We start from the raw sequence: 26354 nt of genomic DNA, 5'->3' as shown, positions 1-26354 counted from the left end.
GGTCGCCGCATCGCCCACAGGAGCGGTGCAAACCTTGGATCATGGCGCAGACTTGGCCACGGTCGCCCCCTCAACCTCGCGAATCACCTGCAGGCGATACTGCGGGTCGGCCTTGATCTGCGCCTCGGTGAACGGTATCACCTGCCACTGCTTGGCCGAGAACGCCCGGGTCTGATCGCCAGAATGGGCCGAACCTGCTTCGCTGGACTCGGAGAACGCCAACATGCCCAGGGCATGCGGCCCCTGATCATCGAAGGTCACCACTTGCAGGTAACTGGTGCCGCTGACCACCAGGCGCTTGCCCGGTGCGACCGGCACGCTCTGGATCGCGTTGTACACCCCGAGGCTAGCCGGACCGCCGTGGATCGGCGTACCGTCAGCTGCCTGCTGGATTTGCCCCCAACGCAGCCCCGCGCCATCGCCGGCCTTGGCCACTTCTGCCACAGAGACCAGGGCCGCCTCGCGCAGGGCTCGGGCAACTTCAGGCCGATCAACGGCAAGCCCGCGCGGGGTGTGCTGCGGGTCCTTGGCATCGAAACCGACCCGCCAGACATCCTGCTGGTTCTGCAACGCCTCCATGATGTTTTGAAAGTGCACAAGGCCAATGCCGCTGTCGAGGTTGGCGCGAAGGTCCCAGGCCTTGAGGCTGGCGCATAGTGCCGTGAGCTGCTTGTCGGCCCCTTGTCCTGCACACCACGTGAGCAGGTCGGGCATGACCAGCTCGGCGACATAGACCTGGTTGTCCATGACCATCTGCTGCAGGTCGGCCGGGCTGATCCTGCCCTTCTCGTTCAGGCTCGCCAGGCGCTGCAGGGCAAAGCGGCTACGCGGGCCCAGGGGCTGATCGTCACGGCTGACCAGTGCGGAGTACCCACGCAGCGGCGCGGCAGGGTTGACCATCCAGGCCGAATCGTTGGAGTGCTGGACAAAATCAGTGCGGCTCAGGCTCGGCAGCAATTGCGCCGGGAAAATGCCGGCTTGCGCGGCGCGCGGGTCGACCTTCCAGTGACAGGCACTGCGCGAGCCGTCGAGCACGATCATCTCCTGACCCGCTGCCGGGTCGCTGCACTGAGCGAGCAAGGCGGCATCGACATAGGGCACCACCGACTGGTTCAGGTACAACGCCCGCCCCTTGGCATCTACTGCCAGGGTGTTGACCCAGGGAATGCCCTGCAAGCGCTGCACCGTCGCTTGCAGACCTTTGAGGCTATCGGCGCGGTTCATGCTGTCCCACTGCTCCAGCACCCGGGTGTTTTCCAGGTTGGCGTCACGCAGGCTGAAAGCATGTCGGCTGTCCCAGTCCAGGCGTCCGGGCCATTGCACGATCGGGCCGAACACTGAGCTGTAGGCATCGTGGGTCAGCGTCTTGAGCTGACCGTCGTCGCCCTTGACCGTCACGCTCAGGCGCTGGCGGGTCAGCGGCAACGATTTGCCGTCGAGCAGGTAACGGGTCGGGTCCTTGGGGTCCAGCTCAAGCCGGTACAGGGTGAAGTGCTTGGAGGTATCGACGGTATGGGTCCAGGCCAGGTGCCGGTTGAAACCGATATTGATCAACGGCAGCCCGGGCAACGCCGCCCCCATGACATCGAGCGCGCCTGGCAAGGTCAGTTGCATCTGATAGAAGCGCATGCCACCGGCCCAGGGGAAGTGCGGATTGGCCAGGAGCATGCCGCGGCCATTGAACGAACGCTCGCTGCCAACCGCCACGGCGTTGCTGCCGCGCTCCACGGCAAACTGATCCTGACGCGCCTGGGCGGCGCCAAGATCCGGGCGCAATTGGGCGGCGACATGAGGTGGGGTGGCCCCGGCCAACGCCTCGGCAAACTGGCCGACGCCGCCTTCGACCAGCAGCCTGCGCGTCAGCTTGACCAAATCCAGCGTCGTGATCGGGCGCAGCCACTGCGCCTGCAGGCACTCAGGGCCCTGCCCCTGCGCCTTGAATTCGGCCAACGCACGGTTGTAACCCTTGGCGTAGCCTTCAAGGCGTGCGCGCATCGCCGGTGGTTGCGCCTGCCAGAAGCCGAACACCGCCGTGGGTGGGTTCAGCCAGGTGAAGAACACATCACTGGGCAGGTTCTCGCGCTGCTCGAAGGTTCGCTCCCCAGGGCCGAAATAGCGTGAACGCTCACCATTGACGGTGATCACTTCATTAGCCAGCAGGCAGAGGTTGTCCTGCGCATAGGCGTAGCCGATGCCATAGCCAAGCCCCTGCTCGTCCCGCGCCAGAATGTGCGGAACCCCGAAGCTGGTGCGGCGGATCTCGGCAGACGCATCGCCCACCGCCACCCGAGCCTGGGCTGGAAGGCTGAGCCCGGCGAGCAACCCGGCCACACAGAGGCTTGCAAAGGAATGAGGCTTGATCACGCGAACTCCGGCTTCATCAGGGGAAAGATCATCCTGACTGAACGAAATTCATTGGAAAAATTTACCGGATCAGCCCGGTTAATTCGTCATTAGAAGGTAAACCTGCAGATTTTTTTCGCCGGGTACTGCAGTTTTGCCGCGCTCATTCGTCTTATAGGTGTAGGCAAACACTTTTGCTTACCTGGATAGGCCACGGACCGGCCACGAAATGGAGCATTCACATGTACAACCAGCAACAGTCAGCGGCAATAGCTGGAACTGGGCACAGCCACAGCCAACCGGTGACTGAGAAAACCACCACCGGCGAGTACGAGCGCGCTGGCAACGAACACATCCGCGAGCTGCTCAAGGCCTTTGGCTTGCGCACCAGCCTGATCCGCCTGAAGGTCATCGATGCCTTGCACGTGGCCGATCGCAATGGCCGCAGCATTGGCGTACGCGGGGTGCACAGCCAACTCGAACAGCTCGATATTCCGCTGTCGTTCCTCAGCGTTCGCGAAGTGCTCAAGCGCTTGTGTGCCGAAGGCGTGATCAACCTGGGCAGCGACAAGTGCTACAGCCTCAACCCCCAGGCCCGTACGGTGCTGGAGCAAGCCATTTCGCGTTGAGCGCCCGGCCGGCCAGCAGCCGGCCGCGCTTGCGGCCTCAGGGTTTGACCTTGCGCCGCATGATGCCGTTGACCACCACCACAACGACCGCCACCGCAATGGCGATGTACTGGAATACCTGCTCACTGATCGTCCCCTGCTTTTGCAGGTACGACAATCCGAGCATGATCCCCAGCACCAGCAGGGAGATCAGGATGGAATATTTCAGGCGTTGACCTTGAGTCATGGGTAGTTCCTTGCGACATCGGCGAAGAGGCCCGACGTGGGCCGTGCGCATGATACATCGTCATGTGCCAACCAGCGGACAATTTCCCGCTTCTGTCGACACCTGGGCCTGGCCAACATGGTGTCCCGGGCTGATGCCCAGACGGGCGGACAACAACCATGTTCATGCGCATCCTGCTGCGCTGCCTGGTACTGCGGGGTAGCACCCTCAAGGCCCACGCCTTTCCAACCGGAAACCTGCCCTCCAGCGTGCTCAAGAACCTGGGCACTGCACTGGCCAACAACGCCAGCAGCAGGTCAGCATGCTGCTGGCCCGTCCCTGCGGTTGAGCATGGGTTGCGCAACCAGGCCGGGGTTTGTTTTGGGCAGCCCCCAGTAATCAAGGCCTCGCGGCGTAAACCGTGCCCCATGCCTACTGAAGCCACCCAAAAGGCCTACAAACAGCATGCACAAAGCCCACCTTCCCCGCCCCACTTGCTGCCTAGCCTCCGTTCTACCCGCTGGCCGAGAATCCAGCTCAAGCTAGACAGGCACAACGTGGTGTTGATGCTGCCTGGAATGGCTCGAACCGCTTGGCACGGATGTTCAAGCATCTGCGTGCCAACCTATCGCCTACAAGGAAGTCATCATGGAACTGAGCGACCTCAAGCAAATAGATATCGAGCAACTGCCGCATTCCCTGCAGATGCTGATCGAGTGCCTGGGCATCGAAAACGCCTACAACCTGACCTGTGCCTATGGCGGGCGTCCCAAGTACATCCCCAAGCATCGCGAACGAACCGCCCTGGCGCAGGTTCTGCCCGCCCCGGCGCTGGATGCGCTGATCAAGCGCTTCGCCGGCATGGCCCTGGAGATCCCCAAGGTGGACCACTTTCTGCGCCAGTTGCGCAATCAGCAAATCCAGCGCGAAAGCGCCAATGGCCAGTCACGCAGCATGCTGGCCAACAAATACGGCCTGAGTTTGCGCCAGATCGGCAACATCCGCCGCCAGGAAGCCGAGGCCCGCTGAGCAAGACCCACCACAGTAATCACCAGCAACCCCCAACCCGCACAGTCACTGTTTACCCTCGATAAGGAAATCATCCGTGTGGCGGCAGCAACTTGGTCGGCCGCTCACCCGAGTAGCTGCAAGGCCCTATGACCACCGGCCCCTTCCAATGGAAGGGGCTCCAGCCATACATTACATCCAGCTCTTCGACCAGTTTTTCGACTATGACTCGGACGCACTGGGTACGCCGATGAAGGCCAGGACGACAGCAACGAATTCATCGAAGCTGCCGCCGTACGCTGACACCGCCCTTAGAAATCACGCTTGTAGAAGATATCCAGGGAGCTGGCCAGGCCGCTGGCCGCCTCCAGGTAAACCTTCTTGCTGAGTTTGTAGCGCAAGGCGATGGTGTTGGCCGGCTCGAACACTCCGACACCGTAGCGCAGGCTCAGGCGCTCGGTCAGGTTGCCACTGGCGACCACGGCGGTAGTGTTGCCGCTGCCCTGGGTGTCCAACTGGAAATCATCGATGCCCAGGCTCGACGCCAGGCTTCCGGTAATGCCGGCACTGCCGGCAAGGCCCAGGCCCAGCGCCGCTTCGGCGAGCATGTTGTTGTCTTCGCCCGTTGTTCCCAGGGGGCGCCCAAGCACCAGGTAGGACAAGGCCTGCTCCTGACTCATGGCCGGTTCCGAGAACACCTGGGTGGTCGGTTGTTCAGCGCTGCCGCTCAAGCGGATACCGGCAATCACGTCATCGGTCTTGCGAATCGCCTCAATATCCAGATACGGCTGATCGATGGGGCCGGCGAACAACAGTCGCGCCCGGCGGATGGTCAGGCGCTGGCCATAAGCGCGGTAGCGACCGTCGGCCAGGCTCAGTTCGCCGCGGGTATCGAGGTTGTCACCGATATGCACGTGACCGAGCAGGTTGGCGGTCAGGCCAAAACCGCTGAACGAGAGTTTCTCCTGACCGACCTGGACGTCGATGTCCATGGCCATGGCCATCGCTGGCTTGCCCTCCTCGGTCTGCTGGCCGAGGATCACCGTGTCATCGGAGACCTTTACTGTCGAGGGCGGTAGTTCACGCACAGTGATCTTGCCTTTGGGTATCAGCACCTTGCCGGTTACCGCAAGCTTGTCATCCACCAGGCTGATCTTCAGGTCCGGGGCGACTTCAAGGGCCGCATAGGGTTCGACGTTGACCGGCAGACGCTGGCCTTGCAGCGCCAGATCGACCGCCAGGGCCTGGCCCCAGCCCACCTGCCCACTCAAGCTCCCCCGACCGCTCTCGCCGCTTTTCCAACTGCCGTTGAGCTGCACCTGTTCGCCGGCGATCAACGCTTGCAGTTGCAAGTCCTCGAGGCTGATCGGCAGTTCCGCGCCGCTGATTTCGCCACGTGCAAGGTTCAGGCTGCCATTGACCTGAGGCGCCAGCAAGGTACCGGACAGACGCCCGCTGCCGTTAAGCTGGCCATTGAGGCGCTCAACCATCGGGGCGAAGGGACGGGCGATGGCCAGGTCTGGGCCGCTGAGGCGGAAGTCACCGCTCAGCGGCTTGTTTTTTGCCAGCGGATCGAGCCGGGTATTCACCGCCAGCTCGCCGAGCTTGCCGCCCTGAAAATCCAGGCGGGTGTCGATGCGACTGGGCCCCAGGGTACTTTGCAGACGCAGGACTTGATAAGGGAAGTCCAGCCACTGGTCCTTTTCGCGCACACGCAAAGTGCCGCCGCTGGCATCGATGAGGAGGGTGCCCTTGGGGCCACTGGCCGGTACATCAAGATTGATGTCGGCATTGAGCAGTCCCTGCCAGGCAAAATCCTTGGGCAGCCACTGTGCCAGGCTTTGCAACGGGAACTGCTTGAGGTGATAGCGCAGGCGCGGCTCTGGCGCCAGACGCTGGTCTTCGCCACACAGGCTGGCCGGGCCGGAACGCCAGCAATGGGCGCCGAAATCCACCTGGCCGCTAACCAGGCGTTGCAGTTTGGCCGGTGCCTGCAAGCGCCAATCCTGGCCACCGGCCTGGATTTCGCCGCTGGCCAGGCGACCACGCCAGTTGCCCTTGTCCAGTTGCCCATCCAAACCCAGGTCAAGCTTGAGTTGCGGCCCGTCCAGGGCCAGTAGCAGCGTTTGCCGGCGAATATCACCTGTGCCCTTGGCGGTGAACATCCCCAGGTTGGTATCGCCCAGGCGGATGCTGCCGGCCTCAAGATCGATGATCGCGCGCTGCGCGTTATCCAGACGTGCATCCAGACTCAGGCGCTGCACGCGGTTGTCGGCCTGGCCCAGTTGCTGGCCTTGCAGCACAAAGCTGCCCTGGGGGGCTTGCAAGGTGCCGGCGACCTCCAGACGGCCTTTGACCTGACCTTGCAACTGCGGCCAGAGCTGGCCCAGGCGCGGCAGGTTGATATCAATCTGCCCGGCCAGACGTTGTTGCAAGCTACCACTGCCATTGATGTGGTTGTCACCCAGGCGGATGTCCAGGGTGCCCAGAGTCCATTGCTGCCCTGCCCCTTGCGCCACCGCTTTAAGCACAGCGGGTTGGCCACGCAAGCGGCCCTTGAGGTCAAGGTCGGCATCCAGGCGCAATTCGCCGTTTTTCACTTCACCCTTACTGCGCAACGGGCCGGCCAGGGTGCCGGGCAATTCGGCCAACCAGTACGCCGGGTTCAAGGCCGACAACTCCAGCGCCGCATCCCAGGCCACGCCCTCGGCAAACTGCACACCAACACTGCCGGCGGCCTTGCCTTGGCCAGCCGCCAATTGAAGTTGCGGCAGACTGACCTGCTGCAGATCACCCTTGAACGGACTGGCAAGGCTAAAGGCACCGGCCGGGCCATCCAGCTCACCTTTGAACTCACCTTGATAGTTGCCATCACGGTACTGCACTTGGCCTGTGAAGCGGCGCAATGCAACGTCCGGTGCCGGTTGCATTGGATAAAGGCGCAGCCAGGGGAAGTCCAGCCAGTCGATGCTGGCTTCGGCGCTCATGCCGTGCTGCCAGTCAGCCTTGGCTTTGAGCTTGAGTGCTTGCTCGGCGCTGGCGGTAAGATCCAGGGCACTGAGTTCGGCGCCCTTGGCATCGACCCGGCCCTGCAGGTTGAGCGCCACCGGCCCCTGTTCGGCCGGCAGGCTGGCCGAGCCAAGCAGTTGATAACCGCTTTGCAGGTTGCCCTTGGCGCTCAGTTGCAGCCTGTTGAGTTGCAGGGTGTCGGGCAGTTCGGCCGAGGGTTTGAATGCCTCACTGCTGATCTGCAGTTGCGCTGGCAGATCCTCGGCCAGCGCTTGCAACTCGCCGGTCAATCGCGCTTGCAGGTAACCGCTGCTGTCAGCCTTGAGCTTGAGGGTTTTCTGCAGCTCGCCATCCACCTGCAATGCCAGTTGCCAGGGCTGCCCGTCGACATTGGGCAGCTGCAGTTGGCCCTGGGCCTGCAGTGGCCAGTCGGCCTCGGGCTTGAGCAGGCCTTGCAGGCTCAATTTGAGGTCATCGCGCTGCAGGTGCAGGCTGTCGATCTGAAGACCGCTCGAAGTCCAATGCGCAGCCAGTTGCAACTGGCTCAACTGCTCGCTGCCGTCCAGGCGCAGTACACCCACGCGCACCTCACCCAGTTCGATCGCCACCGGTAGCTTGAGCTCCGGCAGTTGCAACGGCCCGCTGTCAGGCTTGGCTTCGCCGGGCGCAAAAGCCAGGTTGGCCTGATCGGCGTGCAACTGGTCGATGCAAAGGGTCATGCGCAGCAGACAGCCAGGCGACCAGGCCAGTACCGGCGCCACCAGCTCGACCCGATCGCCGCCTTGCTCCCAGAGCAAGCGCTCGGCTTGCCACTGCCCGGCCAGGCGCCCCTGGAAGTTGTCCAACTGCAGCCCCGGCACCAGCCCCAGCGCCCAACGGCCGCCGGTCTGGGTACCGAGCACAAGGCCCACGGCCAGCAATGCCAGTACGAGTACGGCCAGCAGCCCGGCGATGATGAATTTGATAACCCGACTCACAGTTCCGGCCCCATGGAGAAGTGCAGACGCAAACCGCCATCGTCATCCAGCGCACGGGCCAGATCCAGACGCAGCGGCCCGACCGGAGACACCCAGCGCACACCAATACCGACACCGGTCTTGAGGCTGGGAAACTCCAGATTGTTGAATGAGTTGCCCTGGTCGATGAAGGTCGCCAGCCGCCACTTTTCGGCGACCGAGTATTGATACTCGGCGCTCCCGGCCACCAGGTAGCGGCCGCCGATGCGATCGCCATCGGAGTTCTTCGGCGACAGGGTCTGGTAATCGTAACCGCGCACGCTCTGGTCGCCACCGGCGAAGAAGCGCAACGAGGGCGGCACCGAGTTCTTGTAGCTGTTGGTGGCGCTGCCGCCGAACTGCACGCGGCCGAGGAAACGATGGTTCTGGCCCAGGGTGGTCAAGCCCTTGAGCAACACATTGGCGTGCAACAGGTTGGTGTCGGACACCAGTCCTTCCTTGGCCGCCTGCACATCGAATTGCAGGCGATAACCATTGTGCGGGTCGATGCGGTTGTCGCTGCGCAGGTAGGAATAGCTGATGCCCGGCATCAACAGGTTGCTCAAACCTGAATCGTCTCCGAGCTTGTATTCTTCGCGCTGGTACTTGAGCGAAATCACCCGCTGCCAGCCGCTGGACAACTTGCTGTGCCACTCCGGGCCGACGGTGAGCAGTTTGCTCAAGGTGTCGGTGCCAGCGATTTCTTCATTCTGGTAGCCACCGGCAAAACGCAGTTTGTCAGTCAGTGGCGGGTCGAGGGGGATGTCGTACCACAGGCCGACGTTCTGCCGCGGTGCTGACAGCTCGGTTTCCCAGCCATAACTGTGGCCTTGCGGGTTGACCCAGTGGCGCGTCCAGTTGGCCTTGCCACGTGGCCCGACGTCGGTCGAAAAGCCCAGGCCCAGGCCCATGGTCCGCGGCTTGCGGGTATCGAGCTGAACGGCCACCGGGATGCTTTGCTCGACAGCGGCGGTGGGCGCCGCATCGACTCGAACGCCTTCGAAGTAGCCGCTGGACTGCAGGGCGTTGTTGAGCTCGGCGATCAGTTCGGAATCGTAAGGGGTGTCAGCCTTGAACGGCACCATGCGTTGCAGCAGATCGTCATCGAGCGGCGTATCACCGGCGAAGCTGACCTTGCCCAGGCGGTAGCGCGGGCCGCTTTGGTAGACCAACTCGATGTCGGCGACCCCGGCCTGGGGATCGACCGCCAGGCGCTGACGGACGAAGTGGCCACTGAAAAAGCCGTAGCGCGAGGCCTGGTTCTGAATCAGCCGCTTGGCGTCTTCGTAATGACCATGGTTGAGTACCGCGCCTGAGCGCAGCGCCTTGCTGTCGGGAATACGGAAGGCTCTGAGTTCGCTGGCCGGGCCATCGATGCGGATGGTCACATCACGCAGGTGCACCGGCTCGCCGGGCTCGATACGCAACACCAGTTGCGGGCCCTTGTCGGCCTTGGCCGGCGGTTTGACCTCGCTGTCGATCTGCGCCTGGTAATAACCCAGGGCCTGGGAGGCTTTGCGCGCCTGCTCGACAGCGCCACGGCTGAAGCGCAACAGCGCCTCTTCATCGCGTTTACCAAGGCTGCCGATATAACCTTCGACATTGGCCTTGAGTTCGTTATTGGCAGGTTTGACCCGGACCACCAGCTCGCTTTGCGCGTACGCGCCGACACTGGCAACCCATAGAATCAAACCGCAGGTGAATCGTCCTGAATACGTCATAGGCGCGGATGCTACCAGAGCTTGGTGGCAGCATGGAGCCCAAGGTTTTCCTCACTGTTACGCAATTCAGGCCCGAGCCTGCTGCGAAGGCTGAGGATTCGGATGAAAGAACACGTGCTCGCGAACTGGTCCTACGGCAATCTCGCCAATTTCCTCATAACCCTGACGCTGATAGAACGCCAGGTAGTGTTCGTTGCCGGTGTCCAGCACCACCCCCTGGGAATGCTCATCCACAGCGCACCAGTCGTGCACTGCCTGTAACAATTGTTCGCCGTAGTGCTTGCCCTGAAACTGCGGATGAATCCCCAGCAGCGGCAACACATGCACCGCATCACTGGGCAGGCAAGCCATCAGGGCGGCCTGGTAATCCAGGTAGCGGCGGGTACAACGAAAGCCAGTACTGAGCACCATGCGCATACGCCAGGCCCAGCTTTCGGTGATGCCCAGGCGCCGCTGTGGTGGTGCAATCAATGCAATGCCGATCAGCCGGTCCTCAACCAGCAGGCCAATCGCTGGCAGTTCCTGGAGAAAATGCTGCTTGACCCGCTCACGCACGGTGGCACGAATGCGCTGGTCAAATCCCGGGCGCTGGGCTTCGAACAGAAATGCAAAGGTCGGTTCGTGGCGATAGGCGTGATACAGCAGCGAGCGCGCTTCGCGGCTGTAGCCGCCATCGAGCAGGCGGACTTGCGCCTGTGCGGCAGTCGGTTCGGGCATGCTGGCAATCCTCCGGAAATGGGCATTCATTGCCTTTGAGGTGTTCGGGGTGCCAACGTTCACCTCGTGCCACAGGTTAGCAACCTATCGAGTGGCTCGCCACGCTGGCCGACACCGCCAATGTCGGCTAGCATCCTGGGTTTTACCAGGATTGTGCTTGCCATGAAGATCGTCTCGTTCAACATCAATGGCCTGCGAGCCCGGCCCCACCAGTTGGCGGCGTTGATCGAAAAGCACCAGCCCGATGTCATCGGCCTGCAGGAAACCAAGGTCAGCGACGAGCAGTTCCCGCTCGCCGAAGTCCAGGCTCTGGGCTACCACGTGCACTTTCATGGGCAGAAAGGCCACTATGGTGTCGCCCTGCTCTCGCGCCAGGCCCCACTGAGCCTGCACAAGGGCTTTAGCACCGACGAGGAAGACGCCCAGCGCCGGTTCATCTGGGGCACCTTCGCCGATGCCGATGGCACGCCGATTACCATCATGAACGGCTACTTCCCCCAGGGAGAAAGCCGTGATCACCCGACCAAATTCCCGGCCAAGCAACGCTTTTACAACGATCTGCAGGCGCTGCTGGAAAACCAGTTCAAGAACGACCAGCCGTTGCTGGTGATGGGTGATGTGAACATCTCGCCACAAGATTGCGACATCGGTATCGGTGCCGACAATGCCAAGCGCTGGCTGAAGACCGGCAAGTGCAGCTTCCTGCCCGAAGAGCGCGAGTGGATGGAACGCCTGAAGAACTGGGGCCTGGTCGACAGCTTCCGCCACCTGTACCCGGACGTAGCCGACCGCTTCAGCTGGTTCGACTACCGCAGCCGCGGCTTTGAAGACGAGCCCAAGCGCGGCCTGCGCATCGACCTGATCATGGCCTCCCACGGGCTGCTGCCACGGATCAAGGATGCCGGGGTCGACTACGACCTGCGCGCAATGGAAAAGCCCTCGGACCATGCGCCGATCTGGCTTGAGCTGAACTGACTGCACCTGTGTGAGCAACTGTCTGTGGGAGCGGGCTTGCCCCGCGATTGGTGCGTGGCCGCACCGCCGCTATCGCGGGGCAAGCCCGCTCCCACAGGGATGTAATTCAGTGTCATCTTTTGGTCACTTTATCGTCTTAATCTCCCGGCAAACCCTTTGCCCATGAGTGCCAGACGGCATGTTGCGCCACTTCCCCCTGCTTGTGCTTTGCCTGCTCCCGCTGCTTGGCGCCGCTGACCCGCAGGCGCAATTGCGTATCCAAGGCTCCAACACCATCGGTGCCGCGCTGGCACCGGCGCTGGTCACAGGGATGCTCGAGCAACAAGGTGCCAGCGCCATCAGCATCCTGAGAACCGATGCCGCCAACGAACTCCAGGTTCGCGCCCAAGGCAGCAACGGACAAGCGTTGCGCATTGATATCGCCGCCCACGGCTCCAGTACCGGTTTCACCGCACTCAAGTCCGGCCAGGCGGCGCTGGCGGCTTCGTCTCGGCCGATCAAGGACACTGAGCTGAGCGAACTGCGAGCCCTGGGCGACCTCAACAGTGCCGCCGCAGAACAGATCATTGCCCTGGATGGTGTCGCGGTGATCGTCCATCCCGACAACCCGCTGCCACAGCTGACCACCACTGAGCTTGCGCAGGTTTTTTCTGGGCAGATCAGCCGTTGGGAGCAACTGGGTGTCGCTAACGGGCCCATCAACCTGTACGCCCGCGATGACCGCTCCGGCACCTTCGAGACCTTCAAGGCCCTGGTCCTCGACCCGGCACAGCACCCTCTGGCCGACAACGCCCGGCGCTTCGAATCGGCCGAACAACTGGCAAACAGCGTGCTTGGCGATCGTCAGGCCATCGGTTTCAGCAGCCTGGCCACGGTGCATGGCACCAAGGTCGTGGCGATTGCCGACGGTGAGTCCCAGGCCATGCTGCCGACACCGGCCCTGGTGGCCAGCGAAGACTATCCGCTGTCGCGGCGACTGTACTTCTATCTACCACCGGGCCAGGCCAACCCGCTGGCCCGTGCCCTGGTCGAGTTCGCCCAAAGCCCCCTGGGCCAGGCCATCGTTGCCCGTAACGGTTTTGTCGGCCAAGAGCTGCAGAGTGTCAAGGTTCAGCCCCGCCGCGAGATGCCCCAGCGTTACCTGACGCTTGCCAACGATGCCCGGCGCCTGTCGGTCAACTTCCGTTTCCAGGAAGGTAACGCCAGCCTCGACAATAAGGCCCTGCGTGATGTGCAGCGGGTCGTTGACTACCTGCAGGCAAAGCACAAGCTGGTCGGCAAAGTGGTACTGGTGGGGTTCGGCGATACCAAGGATGACCCGCAGCGCGCAACCCTGCTCTCGCGTCTGCGTGCCATGGCGGTACGCCGGGAACTGGCCCGTAGCGGCGTCGAACTGCGCGAAATCATCGGCCTGGGTGATGAACTGCCGGTAGCAGCCAATACCGCTGAAGAAGGCAGGATCCGCAACCGTCGGGTCGAGGTGTGGACCTATTGAAGGCACGCCCCTGCCCCATGCAGGGCAGGAGCGCGAGAGGGTCAGAAGTCGTAGCGGGTGGTCAGCATGAAGTTGCGCGGGTCACCGTAGTAACCGCCTTCATAGAAGCCCAGGTTGCTGAAATACTTCTTGTCGGTGAGGTTGTTGCCATTGAGGGTAACCGACAGCTGGTCGGTGACCTGGTACTTGGCCATGGCATCGAGCACCCAATAGCTGGATTGGGTGTAACGAAAATCGCTGCTGTTGCTGGCCGGGTTCCACACGTCTTTCCAGACCTTGCTCTGCCAGTTGGCCGAGCCGCCGATGGTCAGCTTGTTGAACTGGCCCGGCAGGCGGTAGTTGGTCGACAGGCGCAGCAGGTTCTCCGGTTCGACGGTGGAAATCTTGTCGCCTTCGCCATCGCGAGTGATGCGATGGGTAAAGCCACCCTGTACCTGCCAACCAGGTGTCAGCTCACCGGCCACCTCAAGCTCGAAGCCTTTGCTTTTGGCGCCTTGTACCGCCCGGTACACGGTCTTGTTGGTCACCGGGTTAAAGCCGACATCTTCCGGCAGGTTGTTCTGCTTGACCTCGAACACCGCCAGGCTGGCATTCAGACGCCCGTCGAAGAACTCGCCCTTGAGGCCCAGTTCGTAGGCATCGCCCTCCTCCGGCTCGATCATTTTGCCGTTGGCATCCTGTTCGCTTTCATGAGGTTTGAAGATGCTGGTGTAGCTGGCATAGACCGAGTAGTTGTCGTTGAGGTCATAGACCACCCCGGCATAGGGCACGACAACGCCGGTTTCCTGCAGGTCCTGGGTTTTGCTGCGCTGACCACTGGCAACATCCAGCGATGAGCTGTCGAGTTTCCAGTTCGACACCCGGCTGCCAACGATCAGCGCCAGATCGTCGGTGGGCTTGAAGCGCCCGGTCAGGTAGGCCGCGGTTTCCTTGAGGTCGGTATCGGCCTTGCTGATCGGGCGTCCCCAATCCGGCTCGGGGAAGTCACCGCTCCAGCCATTGACCGTCGGCACGCTATCGAAGAAGAACGGCCAGTTGCTTTCATGGGAGCGGATATCGCGGTGCGACAACCCGGCTACCAATTCATGCTCGCGGCCCAACAGCTGGAACGGACCGCTGGCGTACAAGTCGTAGGCATTCTGGCTGGTCTGGTAGCGGTAGCGTCCGCGCCAGATCGACATGCCGCTGCCATCCACCGGGTTGGGGTTGCCACTGGCCGCCGAGCCCAGGGTGATCGGTGAGTCCGACTCACTGCGGCTGATCGACGCCTTCACCGACCAGTCGTTGGCCAAGCGCTGCTCCAGAGTCACAAATGCGTTGTCGGCCGTGTTGTCCCACTGGCTCCATTTGGTGCCGGGGTTGAACGAGCGGGAGAAGCTGAATTTATTGCCGTTGCTGTCTACCAGCGGTGTCGACGCGCCCCAGGACGAGCCGTCCGGGCGGTTGCTCTGGCGGCTGAGGCCGACGCTGAGCAAGGTGCTATCGGTGAGGTCGGCTTCGACAATGCCGTAGAACACCTGCTTGTTCTCTTGCAGGTGATCCATGAACGACTGGCCGTCTTCATATGCAGTAACGAAGCGCCCGCGCACATTGCCTGACGGCGTCAGCGAACCGCCGATGTCGAACTCACTGCGGTAGGTGTCCCAACTGCCGACACCGGCCGATATGTAGCCCGACAGCTCCTTGGTCGGGCGCTTGCGCACCAGGTTGACGGTTGCCGACGGGCTGCCGAAACCACTGAGCAGGCCGGTGGCGCCGCGCAACACTTCAACGCGGTCGAAGATGACCATGTCGGTCTGGTCGATGCTGTTGCCAAACCGAAATGCGGTCGGAATGCCATCGATCTGGAAGTTATCGATGTCAAAACCACGGGCCTTGAACGCGGCGCGGCTGCTGTCGAGCTTGGTGACGGTGATGCCCGGGGTCTTGCCCAGCACATCGCTGATGTTGGTCAGGCCCTGGTCGTCCATTTGCTGACGGGTGATGACACTGACCGACTGCGGGGTTTGCCGCGGCGACAGGGTCAGTTTGGTCGCGGTACGGGTCGCCCCGGTGGTGTACGAACCGCTGCCTTCTGTGGTCTCGCCCAATGACGAGTCATTGATGGCCGTTGCTCCCAGCTCCAGCGTTCCCTTGCCTTGCTCTTCGGCCAGCAGCGCGCTGGCCTGCAGCATCAGGCTAACGCCCAGTACTGCCATGGCCAACGGATGACGCTGCAGCTTCAAGGTAACGGCTTCCCCTGCCATCACCCCTGACTTGAACGCTGTGTGTTGATGCACTTGCAAACCCCTTCGATGGTCAATCTGTTGTGATTGGCCAATCACGGCTGTTGTTGTTTTTATGCGCCGCAGCGGTGAAGTGCTGCGGCGAAGGGTGCAGAGAGTATTTCTTAATGATAATTGTTTGCAAATATTAAAGAGAAATATTACCAAACAGCCGGCAAAGAAATGTTACAGCGCCGCCCGTGCCCACCGCGCTCGCGGGTCTAGGCTTGTCCTTAGTGACGCCGGGCCCCTCTGACGGCTGCCAAGCCGCCATGTCGGAGTCACTGTTGCTCAGCAACGTCGACAATAAGGAGGGGCTCATGGCAGCTCTACAGGTATTTCTCGATAACGACTTTCTCGGTACCAGCCTGTGGTTCTGGCTGGCTTTTCTCGGCATCGTTCTGGCCTTGCTGGTGCTGGACCTCGGCGTGCTGCACCGCAAACTGCACGAAATCGAAATGCGCGAAAGCCTGCTGCTGTATGGCGGCTATTTCAGCGTCGGCATGCTGTTCGGTGTATGGGTGTGGTTCGAGCTGGGCGCGCAGAAAGCCCTGGAGTTCTACACCGGCTTTCTGATCGAGCAGTCGCTATCGATGGACAACGTGTTCGTCATGGCGATGATCTTTAGCTTCTTCGCCATCCCCCGCCGCTACCAGCACCGGGTGCTGTTTTGGGGCATCCTCGGGGTCGTGGTGCTGCGCGCGATCATGATCGGCCTGGGCAGTGCGCTGGTGCAGGAGTTCGGCTGGATCCTCTATGTATTCGGCGCCTTCTTGCTGTTCACCGGATTAAAGATGCTGTGCTCCGGGGAAGAATCCCACCCGGACCTGGCCAACAATCCGGTACTCAAGTTCGTCCGACGCCACCTGCGGGTGACCGACGAGCTGCATGGCCCGCGCTTTTTCGTGCACCTCATCCCGGCTGGGCAAAGTAAAGCGTTGCGCTATGCCACGCCGCTGTTCCTGGCCCTGGTGCTGATCGAGCTGGCTGACCTGGTGTTCGCCGTCGACAGCGTGCCGGCGATCTTCGCCATCACTCAGGATCCGTTCATCGTCTACACCTCGAACATCTTCGCGATACTCGGGTTACGCGCGCTGTACTTTGCCCTGGCAGCGCTGATGCACCGCTTTATCTACCTCAAGTACGCTCTGGCGCTGGTGCTGGTGTTCATCGGTGGCAAGATTTTCTACCACGGCCTGATCGGTGCCGTGCCGCCGATGCTGTCGCTGGGGGTGACCATCGCCCTGCTCAGCGCTGGGGTATTGTTTTCGCTGTTCTCGACCCGCTCGCGGAGCAAGCCCGCCGCTGAAAAAGAGGCGGGCTTGCACGGCAAACATCAATGACTGCTGCGGAGCATTTCCCTGGGCACGTACTTGCCGATCTCGTACTTGCCGATCGCCGCGCGGTGCACTTCGTCCGGGCCGTCGGCCAGGCGCAGGGTGCGCTGCATGGCGTACATGTAGGCCAGCGGGAAGTCGGCCGAGACACCGGCGCCGCCGTGGATCTGGATCGCCCGATCAATGACCTTGAGGGCCACGTTCGGCGCCACCACCTTGATCTGGGCGATTTCGCTGCGGGCGACCTTGTTGCCAACGGTGTCCATCATGTAGGCGGCCTTGAGGGTCAGCAGCCGGGCCATGTCGATCTCCATCCGCGAATCGGCAATCTTGTCGACGTTGCCACCCAGGCGTGCCAGTGGCCGACCGAAGGCGGTGCGTTCAACCGAGCGTTTGCACATCAGTTCCAGGGCCCGCTCAGCCATGCCAATCGAACGCATGCAGTGGTGGATGCGTCCCGGGCCAAGGCGCCCCTGGGCAATCTCGAAACCGCGACCCTCGCCAAGCAGCACGTTTTCGTAAGGCACGCGTACATTCTCGAACAGCACTTCGGCGTGGCCATGGGGCGCATCGTCGTAGCCGAACACCGGCAGCGGGCGAACGATCTTCACCCCGGGGGTATCGGTGGGCACCAGGATCATCGAGTGCTGCTGGTGGCGTGGGCCGTCAGGGTTGCTCAGGCCCATGAAGATCATGATCTTGCAGCGCGGATCGCAGGCACCGGACGTCCACCACTTGCGGCCGTTGATTACCCACTCGTCACCGTCACGCACCGCGCGGGCGGCCATGTTGGTGGCGTCGGACGAAGCCACATCGGGCTCGGTCATTGCAAAAGCCGAACGGATGTCACCGCGCAGTAGCGGTTCAAGCCAAAAGCGCTTCTGTTCTTCGTTGGCGTAGCGCACCAGCACTTCCATGTTGCCGGTGTCCGGCGCCGAACAGTTGAACGGCTCGGGGCCCAGCAGCGAGCGGCCCATGATCTCGGCCAGGGGTGCGTATTCAAGGTTGCTCAGGCCCGCGCCCAGTTCCGATTCCGGCAGAAACAGGTTCCACAAACCCTCGGCCTTGGCCTTGGCCTTGAGCTCTTCCATGATCGCGGTAGGCTGCCAGCGGTCGCCTTCGGCAACCTGGCGCTCGAACACCGCTTCGGCGGGATAGACATAGGCCTCCATAAACGCCGCGACACGTTCACGCAGCGCCTGGACCTTGGGTGAATAGGCGAAATCCATGGGCAGTACCTTCAGAGGAAAGGGGTCTGCTATCGATCCTAGATCAGCCAGCAAAATCCACCTAGCCTATTCTCGGCGTGTATTAACATTCATAACCGATATATGATCCACCTATAACACCAACAAGAGCAGCGCCCATGAACCTGAGCAAGGTCGACCTCAATCTGTTCATCGTCTTCGATGCCATCTACACCGAAGCCAACCTGACCCGGGCCGGGCAGATTGTCGGTATCACCCAGCCAGCGGTGTCCAACGCCCTGGCGCGCCTGCGCGAAACCTTCAACGACCCGCTGTTCGTGCGCACCGCCCAGGGCATGGTGCCTACGCCCATGGCGCAGAACATTATCGGCCCGGTGCGCAATGCCCTCTCGCTGCTACGGGTGTCGGTGCAGGAAAGCCGCATCTTCAACCCGCTGCAGGCCAACAAAACGTTTCGCATCAGCATGACCGACCTCACCGAGGCGGTAATCCTGCCACCGCTGTTCCAGCGCCTGCGCCGCCTGGCCCCGGCAGTGGTGATCGAGAGCTTTGCGTGCAAACGCCGGGAGACCACCAAGGAACTGGCCGCCGGACGCCTGGACTTTGCCGTCGATGCGCCGCTCAACACCGACCCTCAGGTGCGTCACGTCAAGTTGATGCAAGACCGCTACGTGTGTGCCATGCGCCAGGGCCACCCGCTGTTCAAGGACAAGCTCAGCCTGGATGACTACCTGGGCTTGACCCACATTCATATTTCCAGCCGCCGCAATGGCCTGGGTTATGTCGACCTCGCCCTGGGCAAGATGGGCGTGCAGCGCAAGATCGCCTTGCGCTCCCAGCACTACCTGATGGCCTCGCAGGTTTTGCAGCAGACCGACATGGTCATGACCGTGCCGGAACGCTTTGCCCGCCGCCATCAGCTCAACCACGTCAATCTGCCGGTTGATGTACCTGCGCTGGAAACCCACCTGTACTGGCATGAAAGCACCGACCAGGACCCGGCCAACCGCTGGATGCGTGAACAGATCATCGAGCTGTGCCAGGGCGTGGTGGCACAGGATGAGCGGGCAGCCATGGCTGAGGCTTGAGAAGGCGCGGGATTGCAACCCCAGCAATCCTTGCTTGACGTATACGTCAACCTGCAATTAGCTTAGCTCCATGCCCCTTTTCCGAGCCAAGCAATGAGCAGCCAGACCTATAGCATCTCCGACCTGTCCCGCGAGCTGGACATCACCACCCGGGCCATTCGCTTCTATGAAGAACAGGGCCTGCTCAGCCCGGAACGCCGTGGCCTGGAGCGTGTGTATTCAGCCCGCGACAAGGTCAGCCTGAAGCTGATCCTGCGCGGCAAGCGCATCGGCTTTTCCCTGGCCGAGTGCCGTGAGCTGATCGAACTCTATGACCCTACCAGCGGTAACCTCAAGCAACTGCACAGCATGCTGGCAAAGATCGCCGAACGCCGCGCCCAGCTTGAGCAGCAACTGCTCGACATCCAGCAGATGCAACTGGAGCTGGACACCGCCGAAGAGCGCTGCGAGCAAGCCCTAGCCGCGACCCTGAACAACCAGAAAAACAGCCATTGAGCCCTGAGGAACCCTGCCCATGTCATTGCCTGAAAAAGTTCGCCTGGTCGAAGTCGGCCCGCGTGACGGCCTGCAGAACGAAGCCCAGCCCATCAGCGTCGCCGACAAGGTGCGGCTGGTTGATGACTTGAGCGCGGCTGGCCTGTCCTATATAGAGGTGGGCAGCTTCGTCTCGCCCAAGTGGGTGCCGCAGATGGCCGGCTCCGCCGAGGTGTTTGCCAAGATCCAGCAATACAGCGGTGTGACCTACGCCGCGCTGGCGCCGAACCTGCGGGGTTTCGAGGATGCGCTGGCGGCCGGGGTCAAGGAGGTGGCGGTGTTCGCCGCAGCGTCCGAGGCGTTCTCCCAGCGCAATATCAACTGCTCGATCAGCGACAGCCTGCAGCGCTTCGTGCCAATCATGGAAGCGGCGCGCCAACATGGGGTGCGCGTACGCGGTTATGTGTCCTGTGTATTGGGCTGCCCCTATGAAGGCATGATCAATGCCGAACAGGTTGCTCCTGTGGCCCGTGAGCTGTACGCCATGGGCTGCTATGAAGTGTCGCTAGGCGACACCATCGGCACCGGCACCCCAGGTGCTACCCGGCGCCTGTTCGATGTGGTGAGCGCCCAGGTACCACGCGAGCAACTGGCCGGTCACTTCCATGACACCTACGGCCAGGCCCTGGCCAACGTCTATGCCAGCCTGCTCGAAGGGATCAGTGTGTTCGACAGCTCTGTTGCGGGCCTCGGCGGCTGCCCCTATGCCAAGGGCGCCAGCGGTAACGTTGCCAGTGAAGACGTGCTGTACATGCTCCAGGGCCTGGGTATCGACACCGGAATCGACCTGGAGCGCTTGATTGCCGCAGGCTTGCGTATCAGTGAAGTGCTTGGTCGCGCCAGCGGGTCGCGGGTGGCTCGCGCCCGTCACGCACAGTAAACACACGCGGTAACAGCTGGATCGGCGTCTGGGTGTTACCGCCCCCGCACTTTTCAGGGAAATTCCGGGTAACACGGAAACAAATCGACAGAATTTCCCGGGACCGTTTTTTAGGAAAACTTTCAAACCATTGATTTTATTGAGTTTTTAAAAGTTGGCACGGCACCTGCTATATCTCAGGTACAAGAACAATAAAAAGTGCGACACACCCAATAAAAATAAGACGAAACGACTCTGACATAACAAGAACAACACGACAGAGGCGCAGCTAACAGATTTTTTTGGAGAGGATGTGCTTTCCAGGGGCTTGCCCCGCAACCGGACTCAAAACAATAAAACTACCCCAAGGTAGCTCAGGTCACGGTTGGATCAGCAATGATGAAGGTCTATCAGCGCTCAAAAAAATACGTTTGCTCTTGATCCCGGATGGGGATCGCCAATGAAGCAGAGGCAACGGTCGCCAAAAACAACAATAGGCCGCCCTCCAATAATAAAAAAGAGCACGCAACAGTCTTTGAGGGGAGCCTAGGCTCCCCTCAGTGCTTCCTGCCCTCCCCGTTTTCATCCTCGTCGTCCTTCTCGAAGCGGTTCACCACCAGTGCCGGCAACTGCGCCGCTGACCGCTGATCGGTTGCCGCCAGCATCCCCGGTGCTCGTGCGGTCCCAATCACATGACCCCAGTAACGAGGACGCGGCCATGCCCATTGAAATTGACCCGAGTAATCAACGCTGCACCCTGATCAGCGAGGCCATGCATGTCCAGGGTGAAGCCCGCGAGGTACGGATCGTCACCGACGAGGTCCTGCGCATGTCGGTGGCTGAGCGCCAAGGCGTGCGCGTACCGATCACCGAACAGGAAGCCGATGCCCTGACTGTTGCAGGTGCGGTGGATGGTCGCAGGCACCTCAAAGAGACCGAGCAAGGCTCGATTATCTGAGGCCTGCTGGGATTTCATGGAAAATCTGATATGGTTTTTATCGAAATAGCTGAGCCTGTTATGCAAACAGATGGGGCGCCATAGTGCTCTGGCCTGATCGAGGCCTGATGAGCGACGAACCATGAGCGATAGAATCCCCGTCCAGATCGTTGAAATTGCTGAGCCTTCCACCTTCAAGAAGAAGCCTGCCAGCAGCGACAGACACATCCATACCCGTAGTTTCACCGGCTTGTTTCGTAACCTGCGCCTGGCTGGCGCGGGTTTTCTGTTTTTGCTGTTCTTCGGCACCGTCTGGCTGAACTGGGGCGGTCGTCAGGCTGTACTTTGGGACCTGGCTGACAGCAAGTTCCACATCTTCGGCGCGACGTTCTGGCCGCAGGATTTCATCCTGCTCTCGGCCCTGCTGATCATCTGCGCCTTCGGCCTGTTCGCCATCACCGTGTTCGCCGGTCGGGTGTGGTGTGGCTACACCTGCCCGCAGAGTTCCTGGACCTGGGTCTTCATGTGGTGCGAGAAAATCACTGAAGGCGAACGTAACCAGCGGATAAAACTCGACGCTGCACCCTGGAGCCTGAACAAACTGGCTCGACGCTCGGCCAAGCACACCTTGTGGCTGGCCATCAGCCTGCTCACCGGCTTGACCTTCGTCGGCTATTTCACGCCCATCCGCCCGCTCGCCGAAGAGCTGTTCACCCTGCAACTGGGCGGGGTCAGCCTGTTCTGGATCCTGTTCTTCACCGGCGCCACCTACATCAACGCCGGTTGGATGCGCGAAGCGGTGTGCATGCACATGTGCCCCTATGCCCGGTTCCAGAGCGTGATGTTCGACAAGGACACCCTGACCATCGCTTACGACCCGGCACGCGGCGAATCGCGCGGCCCGCGCAAGAAAGACGTCGACCACAAGGCCAAGGGCCTGGGTGATTGCATCGATTGCCATATGTGCGTGCAGGTCTGCCCCACCGGCATCGACATCCGTGATGGCCTGCAGATGGAGTGCATCGGTTGCGCGGCCTGTATCGATGCCTGTGACTCAATCATGGACAAGATGGGCTATGCCCGCGGCCTGGTTGGCTACAAGTCCGAACACACCCTGCAAGGCGGCACTACCAATTGGCTGCGCCCGCGCCTGCTCGGCTACATCACCGCCCTGGTGGTGATGATCGGTGCCCTGGTCATCGCCCTGAATCAGCGGCCAATGGTGTCGATGGACGTGATCAAGGACCGCGGCCTGTTCCGCGAGAACAACCTGGGCCAGATCGAAAACATCTACACCCTCAAGGTCATCAACAAGACCCAGCAGACTCAGCACTATCGCCTGCGCCTGCTCGATGCCGACGGTTTTGAACTGCACGGCAAGACCGAGTTCAGCCTGGCGGCCGGGGAGATGAGCGACGTGCCGGTGTCGGTGGCAATGTTGGCCGACCGCCCGCAAAGCAGCTCCCAGGAAATCAGCTTCGAACTGCTCGACACTGACGAGCCGGGCATCCGCAGCGTTGCTCATAGCCGTTTTGTCGCGCCTTTGAACCGCTGATCCCATACACTGCCCGAGCATCCGAAACCTTTCGAGCCATGATGAAACGCTACGAGAAATTTGCCGACGACATTGCCGAACTGATTCGCTCCGGGGTCCTGGGCCCCGGCCAGCGTGTGCCGTCGGTGCGATACGCAAGCCAGACCCACGGCGTCAGCCCGTCCACGGTGTTCCAGGCCTATTACCTGCTGGAACGTCGCGGGCTGATCCGCGCCCGGCCGCGCTCGGGCTACTTCGTCAACGCCCATGCACCGCGCCAGTTCAGCGAGCCGCAGATCATCGAGCAAGCCAGCGAATCCACCAAAGTGGATGTCAGCGAGCTGGTGTTCTCGATCCTCGACTCGATCAAGGACCCGCAAACCGTGGCCTTTGGCTCGGCTTTCCCCAGCCCCAACCTGTTCCCGTTACCGCGCCTGGCCCGCTCCATGGCCAGCGCCAGCCGCGAGATGGACCCGCGGATGGTGGTCACCGACCTGTCGCCGGGCAACCCGCAACTGCGCCGGCAGATCGCCCTGCGCTACATGGTCGGCGGCCTGATGCTGCCCATGGAAGAACTGCTGATCACCAACGGCGCGCTGGAGGCACTGAACCTGTGCCTGCAGGCGGTGACCGAGCCGGGCGACCTGGTGGCGATCGAGGCACCGGCCTTCTATGCCTGCCTGCAGATCCTCGAGCGGCTCAAGCTCAAGGCCGTGGAAATCCCCGTGCACCCGCGCGAAGGCATCGACCTGGGGGTGCTGGCCCAAACACTGGCCAAACACCCGGTCAAGGCCGTGTGGTGCATGACCAACTTTCAGAACCCGGTGGGCGCAAGCATGCCGGAAGAGAAGAAACAACAACTGGTTGAACTGTTGCGCGAGCATCAGGTGCCGCTGATCGAAGACGATGTCTACGCTGAACTGTATTACGCCCAGCAGGCACCGAAGCCGGCCAAGGCCTTCGACACCGACGGCCTGGTGATGCACTGTGGCTCGTTCGCCAAGAGCCTGGCGCCGGGCTACCGAATCGGTTGGGTAGCGGCCGGGCGTTACGCGCAAAAGATCGAACGGCTGAAGCTGATGACCTCGCTGTGTGCCTCGATGCCGGCCCAGGCGGCGATTGCCGACTACCTGCAACACGGCGGCTACGACCGTCACCTGCGCAGGCTGCGCTATGCCCTGGAAGAACAGCAGGCGGCCATGCTCGCCGCCATTGCTCGGTACTTTCCGGCGCAAACCCGGGTCAGCCATCCGGCCGGTGGTTATTTCCTGTGGCTGGAACTGCCCGAGCAGATGGACTCGCTCAAGCTGTTCCAGATGGCGTTGGCGCAAGGCATCAGCATCGCTCCCGGGCCGATCTTTTCCCCGACCCGGCGCTTTCGCAACTGTATCCGTCTGAACTACGGCAGCCCCTGGACCGAGCAATCGGAAAAGGCCATGGAAACCCTGGGCAAGATTGTTCGCTCGTTCTGAGCGGCGGTTGAACTTCGAGTACGCTTGCTGCACCCTGCGCGCTCGAATTTCCCAGGGATGGATGGCATGCACAAGCGACAGCATTTTCTTACGCCTCAGCGCTACGAGCACTTCCTCGAAAACGCCGAAGAGACGCGCGCTTTCCTGCAGAACAACCGCCTGCAGGCCGACTCCGACGAGCAGGAAGCAGTGTTCAGCGGCAAGCGCCTCAAGGGCCTGGCACTGGACAAGCTGCTGATCAGCTATACCGCCGGCGTCGCCTTCGACGCCTTGCCCGCCCTGCTCGAAGCGCTGATCAGCGAGTATGAGCAACTGCAGCGCAAGATGGCCATCTACACCGAGGCGCCCGACATCGCCCCGCTGAATCTGGACGATATCGAAGAACACCACGAATGCCTGCAGGTTATCAGCCTGTGCATCCTGCTGGGCCGCCACGACCTGCTCGAACGCTTTGTCACGCTGATGGACAACGGCGGCTACGCCGAAGAAGACACCCTCTATGAAGACCTGCTGAGCCGGGTACTGCCCGACCGCCATGACGTCGATCACTGGTACCAGGACTACGCCACGCCACTGGTGCACACCATTTATGCCACCAGTCCCGAGCAAGCGGCCAACCGCCTGCAGGGCTACTGCGAGCAATGGTACGAACATTTCCTGCACGCCAGCTGGTACGACACCCATGGCGACGATGAAAGCGGCTACGTCGGTTACTGGTCGTTCGAGGCCGCGGCAGTGGCCCTGCTTTATGGCATCGATACCCGCGCGCTGTTGCACGTGATTTTCCCCCACGACTTGCTCGAGCACGCCCGCAGCCTGCCCGCGTACCAGGCCATTCAATGGGAGTGCCTGGGTGACGCAGAAGATCAACAGGACGAAGAACAAGCCGAAGAGATCATCGACGAAGACGACAGCGACGAAGACTTCGCCTATGACATCAAGGCGGCCGGCGTCACCCTGTCCGATGCCATTGACGCCGCAAGCGTTGCCCACCTCGCCCAGGCCCTGAATGCCTACGACACTGTCGAAGCAATCCTGGCGCTGAACCTTGCGACCGATCAACAGGAAGAAGACGACGCCTTCTTCGACCTCGCCCTGGCCCTGCTCGGCTGGGTGCCCGGCCCGGGACACGGGCTCAAGCGGGTACTGCGTCTGGTCAATCGCGACCCGGAAAAACACGCCGAGCAACTCTACGACCTACTGCGTCATGTACTGCTCAACTGCCAGTTGAAGACCAGTCCGGATGCATTGCTCGAAGAGAGCCTGAACGCCGAAGTACTGCGCGCCGAGCTGGCGCAGATCATTGCAGCGGTACAGACCAGTGCGACCTTCCTGGACCTTGATGGCCCTCACCAGGCGCTGGTGTTGGCTGATCTTGAGCAGGTGGGTGAACATCTGGACGACCTGATCGAACGTATCGACGAACGCCTGCTGCCTTGGCTTGCGCTGCAACGCAACAGCAGCGCCCAGGCTTCGGGCAGCAGCAACAGCATCCCGGCGCAAACCAGCAAGCCGCAGTCACGACGCGTTGACCGCCTGCGTGAACATGCCACTGTCAGCGCTCACCCAGCGGCCGTAGATGGCGGCAAGCTGAGCCTGGAGCAGGACGATCTGACCCTGACCAGCAACTGGCTGGAGCTGAGCCTGGATGATGGCAAGCTCGGCGGTGTTCCCGGCGCCGCCTACAAAGTGCTGTTCGCCGATGGCAGCATCGCCGAAGGCTTTTTGAACGCCCTGGGCCATATCCGCCTGGAAGGTGTGCCCTTCGGCCCAGCCAAGGTCTACTACGGTGAAGACCCGCGTCCTTACCTACGTCAGCCGATCAAGGCGCTGGACAGCAGTGCCTCGCTGATCAATCGTGACCTGCGCAACCAGGGCTTCATTCCCTCGAAACTCGACAAGGATGACCTGTACGCCGAGACCACCGGGCGGATAGCACCCTACTGCGAACTGAATGCCCTCTGGTGGGAATGGGCCAGCGCCCGCCAACAAGGTCTTTGAGGTTGTCACAGCGCAGTTGTTGA

General features: G+C 61.6%; 19 protein-coding genes. 12 read left to right on the top strand and 7 right to left on the bottom strand.

What is annotated here, in order from left to right:
* Positions 1 to 39: 39 nt before the first annotated feature.
* Positions 40 to 2364 (bottom strand): bifunctional acylase PvdQ, encoded by a 2325-nt coding sequence (gene pvdQ, locus M5G17_RS00305; RefSeq protein WP_273891054.1) that lies wholly within the window; start codon positions 2362 to 2364, stop codon positions 40 to 42.
* 221 nt (positions 2365 to 2585) lie between these two features.
* Here pvdQ and M5G17_RS00300 point away from each other — a divergent pair, with 221 nt between their 5' ends.
* The gene (locus M5G17_RS00300) at positions 2586 to 2972 is read left to right on the top strand and encodes a fe2+ zn2+ uptake regulation protein (protein ID WP_273891053.1); all 387 of its coding nucleotides are present in this window, start codon (positions 2586 to 2588) and stop codon (positions 2970 to 2972) included.
* A gap of 37 nt (positions 2973 to 3009) precedes the next feature.
* Here the strand turns inward: M5G17_RS00300 and M5G17_RS00295 are convergent, their stop codons facing one another.
* Positions 3010 to 3198, bottom strand: coding sequence for a hypothetical protein (locus M5G17_RS00295; RefSeq protein ID WP_093384931.1), 189 nt, complete (start codon positions 3196 to 3198; stop codon positions 3010 to 3012).
* Between the two features lie 627 nt (positions 3199 to 3825).
* Between M5G17_RS00295 and M5G17_RS00290 the strand changes: the two genes are divergently transcribed.
* The gene (locus tag M5G17_RS00290; protein WP_273891051.1) at positions 3826 to 4206 is read left to right on the top strand and encodes a Mor transcription activator family protein; all 381 of its coding nucleotides are present in this window, start codon (positions 3826 to 3828) and stop codon (positions 4204 to 4206) included.
* Positions 4207 to 4496: 290 nt separating this feature from the next.
* Here the strand turns inward: M5G17_RS00290 and M5G17_RS00285 are convergent, their stop codons facing one another.
* From M5G17_RS00285 to M5G17_RS00275, 3 genes are all read right to left on the bottom strand, one after another.
* Complete coding sequence (locus tag M5G17_RS00285) at positions 4497 to 8171, bottom strand: translocation/assembly module TamB domain-containing protein (protein ID WP_273891050.1); 3675 nt, start codon at positions 8169 to 8171, stop codon at positions 4497 to 4499.
* A complete protein-coding gene (locus tag M5G17_RS00280; protein WP_273891049.1) occupies positions 8168 to 9910 on the bottom strand; it encodes an autotransporter assembly complex protein TamA in 1743 nt (580 codons plus the stop codon). Before M5G17_RS00280 ends, M5G17_RS00285 begins: the two co-directional genes overlap by 4 nt.
* A gap of 66 nt (positions 9911 to 9976) precedes the next feature.
* Complete coding sequence (locus tag M5G17_RS00275) at positions 9977 to 10627, bottom strand: GNAT family N-acetyltransferase (protein ID WP_273891048.1); 651 nt, start codon at positions 10625 to 10627, stop codon at positions 9977 to 9979.
* Between the two features lie 162 nt (positions 10628 to 10789).
* On the opposite strand from M5G17_RS00275, the gene xthA reads away from it, so the two are divergent.
* On the top strand, positions 10790 to 11602 hold the full coding sequence (gene xthA / locus M5G17_RS00270) for an exodeoxyribonuclease III (RefSeq protein WP_273891047.1): 813 nt from the start codon (positions 10790 to 10792) through the stop codon (positions 11600 to 11602).
* A 178-nt stretch (positions 11603 to 11780) separates the two neighbouring features.
* The gene (locus M5G17_RS00265) at positions 11781 to 13097 is read left to right on the top strand and encodes a substrate-binding domain-containing protein (protein WP_273891046.1); all 1317 of its coding nucleotides are present in this window, start codon (positions 11781 to 11783) and stop codon (positions 13095 to 13097) included.
* Positions 13098 to 13138: 41 nt separating this feature from the next.
* Here the strand turns inward: M5G17_RS00265 and M5G17_RS00260 are convergent, their stop codons facing one another.
* Positions 13139 to 15376: a TonB-dependent siderophore receptor gene (locus tag M5G17_RS00260; RefSeq protein WP_273891045.1), complete on the bottom strand. Its 2238-nt coding sequence runs from the start codon at positions 15374 to 15376 to the stop codon at positions 13139 to 13141.
* 305 nt (positions 15377 to 15681) lie between these two features.
* Between M5G17_RS00260 and M5G17_RS00255 the strand changes: the two genes are divergently transcribed.
* A complete protein-coding gene (locus M5G17_RS00255; RefSeq protein WP_273891044.1) occupies positions 15682 to 16704 on the top strand; it encodes a TerC family protein in 1023 nt (340 codons plus the stop codon).
* Here the strand turns inward: M5G17_RS00255 and M5G17_RS00250 are convergent.
* Positions 16698 to 17927: an acyl-CoA dehydrogenase gene (locus M5G17_RS00250; RefSeq protein WP_273891043.1), complete on the bottom strand. Its 1230-nt coding sequence runs from the start codon at positions 17925 to 17927 to the stop codon at positions 16698 to 16700. The genes M5G17_RS00255 and M5G17_RS00250 overlap by 7 nt on opposite strands.
* Before the next feature lie 137 nt (positions 17928 to 18064).
* Here M5G17_RS00250 and M5G17_RS00245 point away from each other — a divergent pair, with 137 nt between their 5' ends.
* From M5G17_RS00245 to M5G17_RS00215, 7 genes are all read left to right on the top strand, one after another.
* On the top strand, positions 18065 to 18994 hold the full coding sequence (locus M5G17_RS00245) for a LysR family transcriptional regulator (protein ID WP_273891042.1): 930 nt from the start codon (positions 18065 to 18067) through the stop codon (positions 18992 to 18994).
* Positions 18995 to 19087: 93 nt separating this feature from the next.
* The gene (locus M5G17_RS00240; RefSeq protein ID WP_028944211.1) at positions 19088 to 19489 is read left to right on the top strand and encodes a MerR family transcriptional regulator; all 402 of its coding nucleotides are present in this window, start codon (positions 19088 to 19090) and stop codon (positions 19487 to 19489) included.
* A 19-nt stretch (positions 19490 to 19508) separates the two neighbouring features.
* On the top strand, positions 19509 to 20408 hold the full coding sequence (locus M5G17_RS00235) for a hydroxymethylglutaryl-CoA lyase (RefSeq protein ID WP_273891041.1): 900 nt from the start codon (positions 19509 to 19511) through the stop codon (positions 20406 to 20408).
* Between the two features lie 697 nt (positions 20409 to 21105).
* The gene (locus M5G17_RS00230; protein WP_273891040.1) at positions 21106 to 21345 is read left to right on the top strand and encodes a DUF3203 family protein; all 240 of its coding nucleotides are present in this window, start codon (positions 21106 to 21108) and stop codon (positions 21343 to 21345) included.
* 121 nt (positions 21346 to 21466) lie between these two features.
* On the top strand, positions 21467 to 22879 hold the full coding sequence (gene ccoG, locus M5G17_RS00225) for a cytochrome c oxidase accessory protein CcoG (protein WP_273891039.1): 1413 nt from the start codon (positions 21467 to 21469) through the stop codon (positions 22877 to 22879).
* 41 nt (positions 22880 to 22920) lie between these two features.
* Positions 22921 to 24330, top strand: a complete 1410-nt coding sequence (mapR, locus tag M5G17_RS00220) for a GntR family transcriptional regulator MpaR (protein WP_130266792.1) — start codon at positions 22921 to 22923, stop codon at positions 24328 to 24330.
* A 66-nt stretch (positions 24331 to 24396) separates the two neighbouring features.
* Positions 24397 to 26331 carry a PoNe immunity protein domain-containing protein gene (locus M5G17_RS00215; RefSeq protein WP_273891038.1) on the top strand — a complete coding sequence of 645 codons (1935 nt, stop codon included), beginning with the start codon at positions 24397 to 24399 and terminating at the stop codon, positions 26329 to 26331.
* Positions 26332 to 26354: the final 23 nt, after the last annotated feature.

This window comes from Pseudomonas rubra (genome assembly GCF_028656935.1).
GTDB classification, from domain to species: Bacteria; Pseudomonadota; Gammaproteobacteria; order Pseudomonadales; family Pseudomonadaceae; genus Aquipseudomonas; species Aquipseudomonas rubra.
Note: the sequence above shows the minus strand (reverse complement) of the source record. Positions and strands in the feature narration are given on the sequence as shown.

What these genes read in the sequence shown, in the direction of transcription:
- M5G17_RS00300 (WP_273891053.1), top strand. Translation starts at nt 2,586, where the DNA reads ATGTACAACCAGCAACAGTCAGCGGCAATAGCTGGAACTGGGCACAGC.
- M5G17_RS00255 (WP_273891044.1), top strand. Translation starts at nt 15,682, where the DNA reads ATGGCAGCTCTACAGGTATTTCTCGATAACGACTTTCTCGGTACCAGC.
- M5G17_RS00240 (WP_028944211.1), top strand. Translation starts at nt 19,088, where the DNA reads ATGAGCAGCCAGACCTATAGCATCTCCGACCTGTCCCGCGAGCTGGAC.
- M5G17_RS00265 (WP_273891046.1), top strand. Translation starts at nt 11,781, where the DNA reads ATGTTGCGCCACTTCCCCCTGCTTGTGCTTTGCCTGCTCCCGCTGCTT.
- M5G17_RS00230 (WP_273891040.1), top strand. Translation starts at nt 21,106, where the DNA reads ATGCCCATTGAAATTGACCCGAGTAATCAACGCTGCACCCTGATCAGC.
- M5G17_RS00290 (WP_273891051.1), top strand. Translation starts at nt 3,826, where the DNA reads ATGGAACTGAGCGACCTCAAGCAAATAGATATCGAGCAACTGCCGCAT.
- M5G17_RS00235 (WP_273891041.1), top strand. Translation starts at nt 19,509, where the DNA reads ATGTCATTGCCTGAAAAAGTTCGCCTGGTCGAAGTCGGCCCGCGTGAC.
- xthA (WP_273891047.1), top strand. Translation starts at nt 10,790, where the DNA reads ATGAAGATCGTCTCGTTCAACATCAATGGCCTGCGAGCCCGGCCCCAC.
- M5G17_RS00245 (WP_273891042.1), top strand. Translation starts at nt 18,065, where the DNA reads ATGAACCTGAGCAAGGTCGACCTCAATCTGTTCATCGTCTTCGATGCC.
- M5G17_RS00275 (WP_273891048.1), bottom strand. Translation starts at nt 10,627, where the DNA reads ATGCCCGAACCGACTGCCGCACAGGCGCAAGTCCGCCTGCTCGATGGC.
- mapR (WP_130266792.1), top strand. Translation starts at nt 22,921, where the DNA reads ATGAAACGCTACGAGAAATTTGCCGACGACATTGCCGAACTGATTCGC.
- ccoG (WP_273891039.1), top strand. Translation starts at nt 21,467, where the DNA reads ATGAGCGATAGAATCCCCGTCCAGATCGTTGAAATTGCTGAGCCTTCC.
- M5G17_RS00280 (WP_273891049.1), bottom strand. Translation starts at nt 9,910, where the DNA reads ATGACGTATTCAGGACGATTCACCTGCGGTTTGATTCTATGGGTTGCC.
- M5G17_RS00215 (WP_273891038.1), top strand. Translation starts at nt 24,397, where the DNA reads ATGCACAAGCGACAGCATTTTCTTACGCCTCAGCGCTACGAGCACTTC.
- M5G17_RS00250 (WP_273891043.1), bottom strand. Translation starts at nt 17,927, where the DNA reads ATGGATTTCGCCTATTCACCCAAGGTCCAGGCGCTGCGTGAACGTGTC.
- M5G17_RS00295 (WP_093384931.1), bottom strand. Translation starts at nt 3,198, where the DNA reads ATGACTCAAGGTCAACGCCTGAAATATTCCATCCTGATCTCCCTGCTG.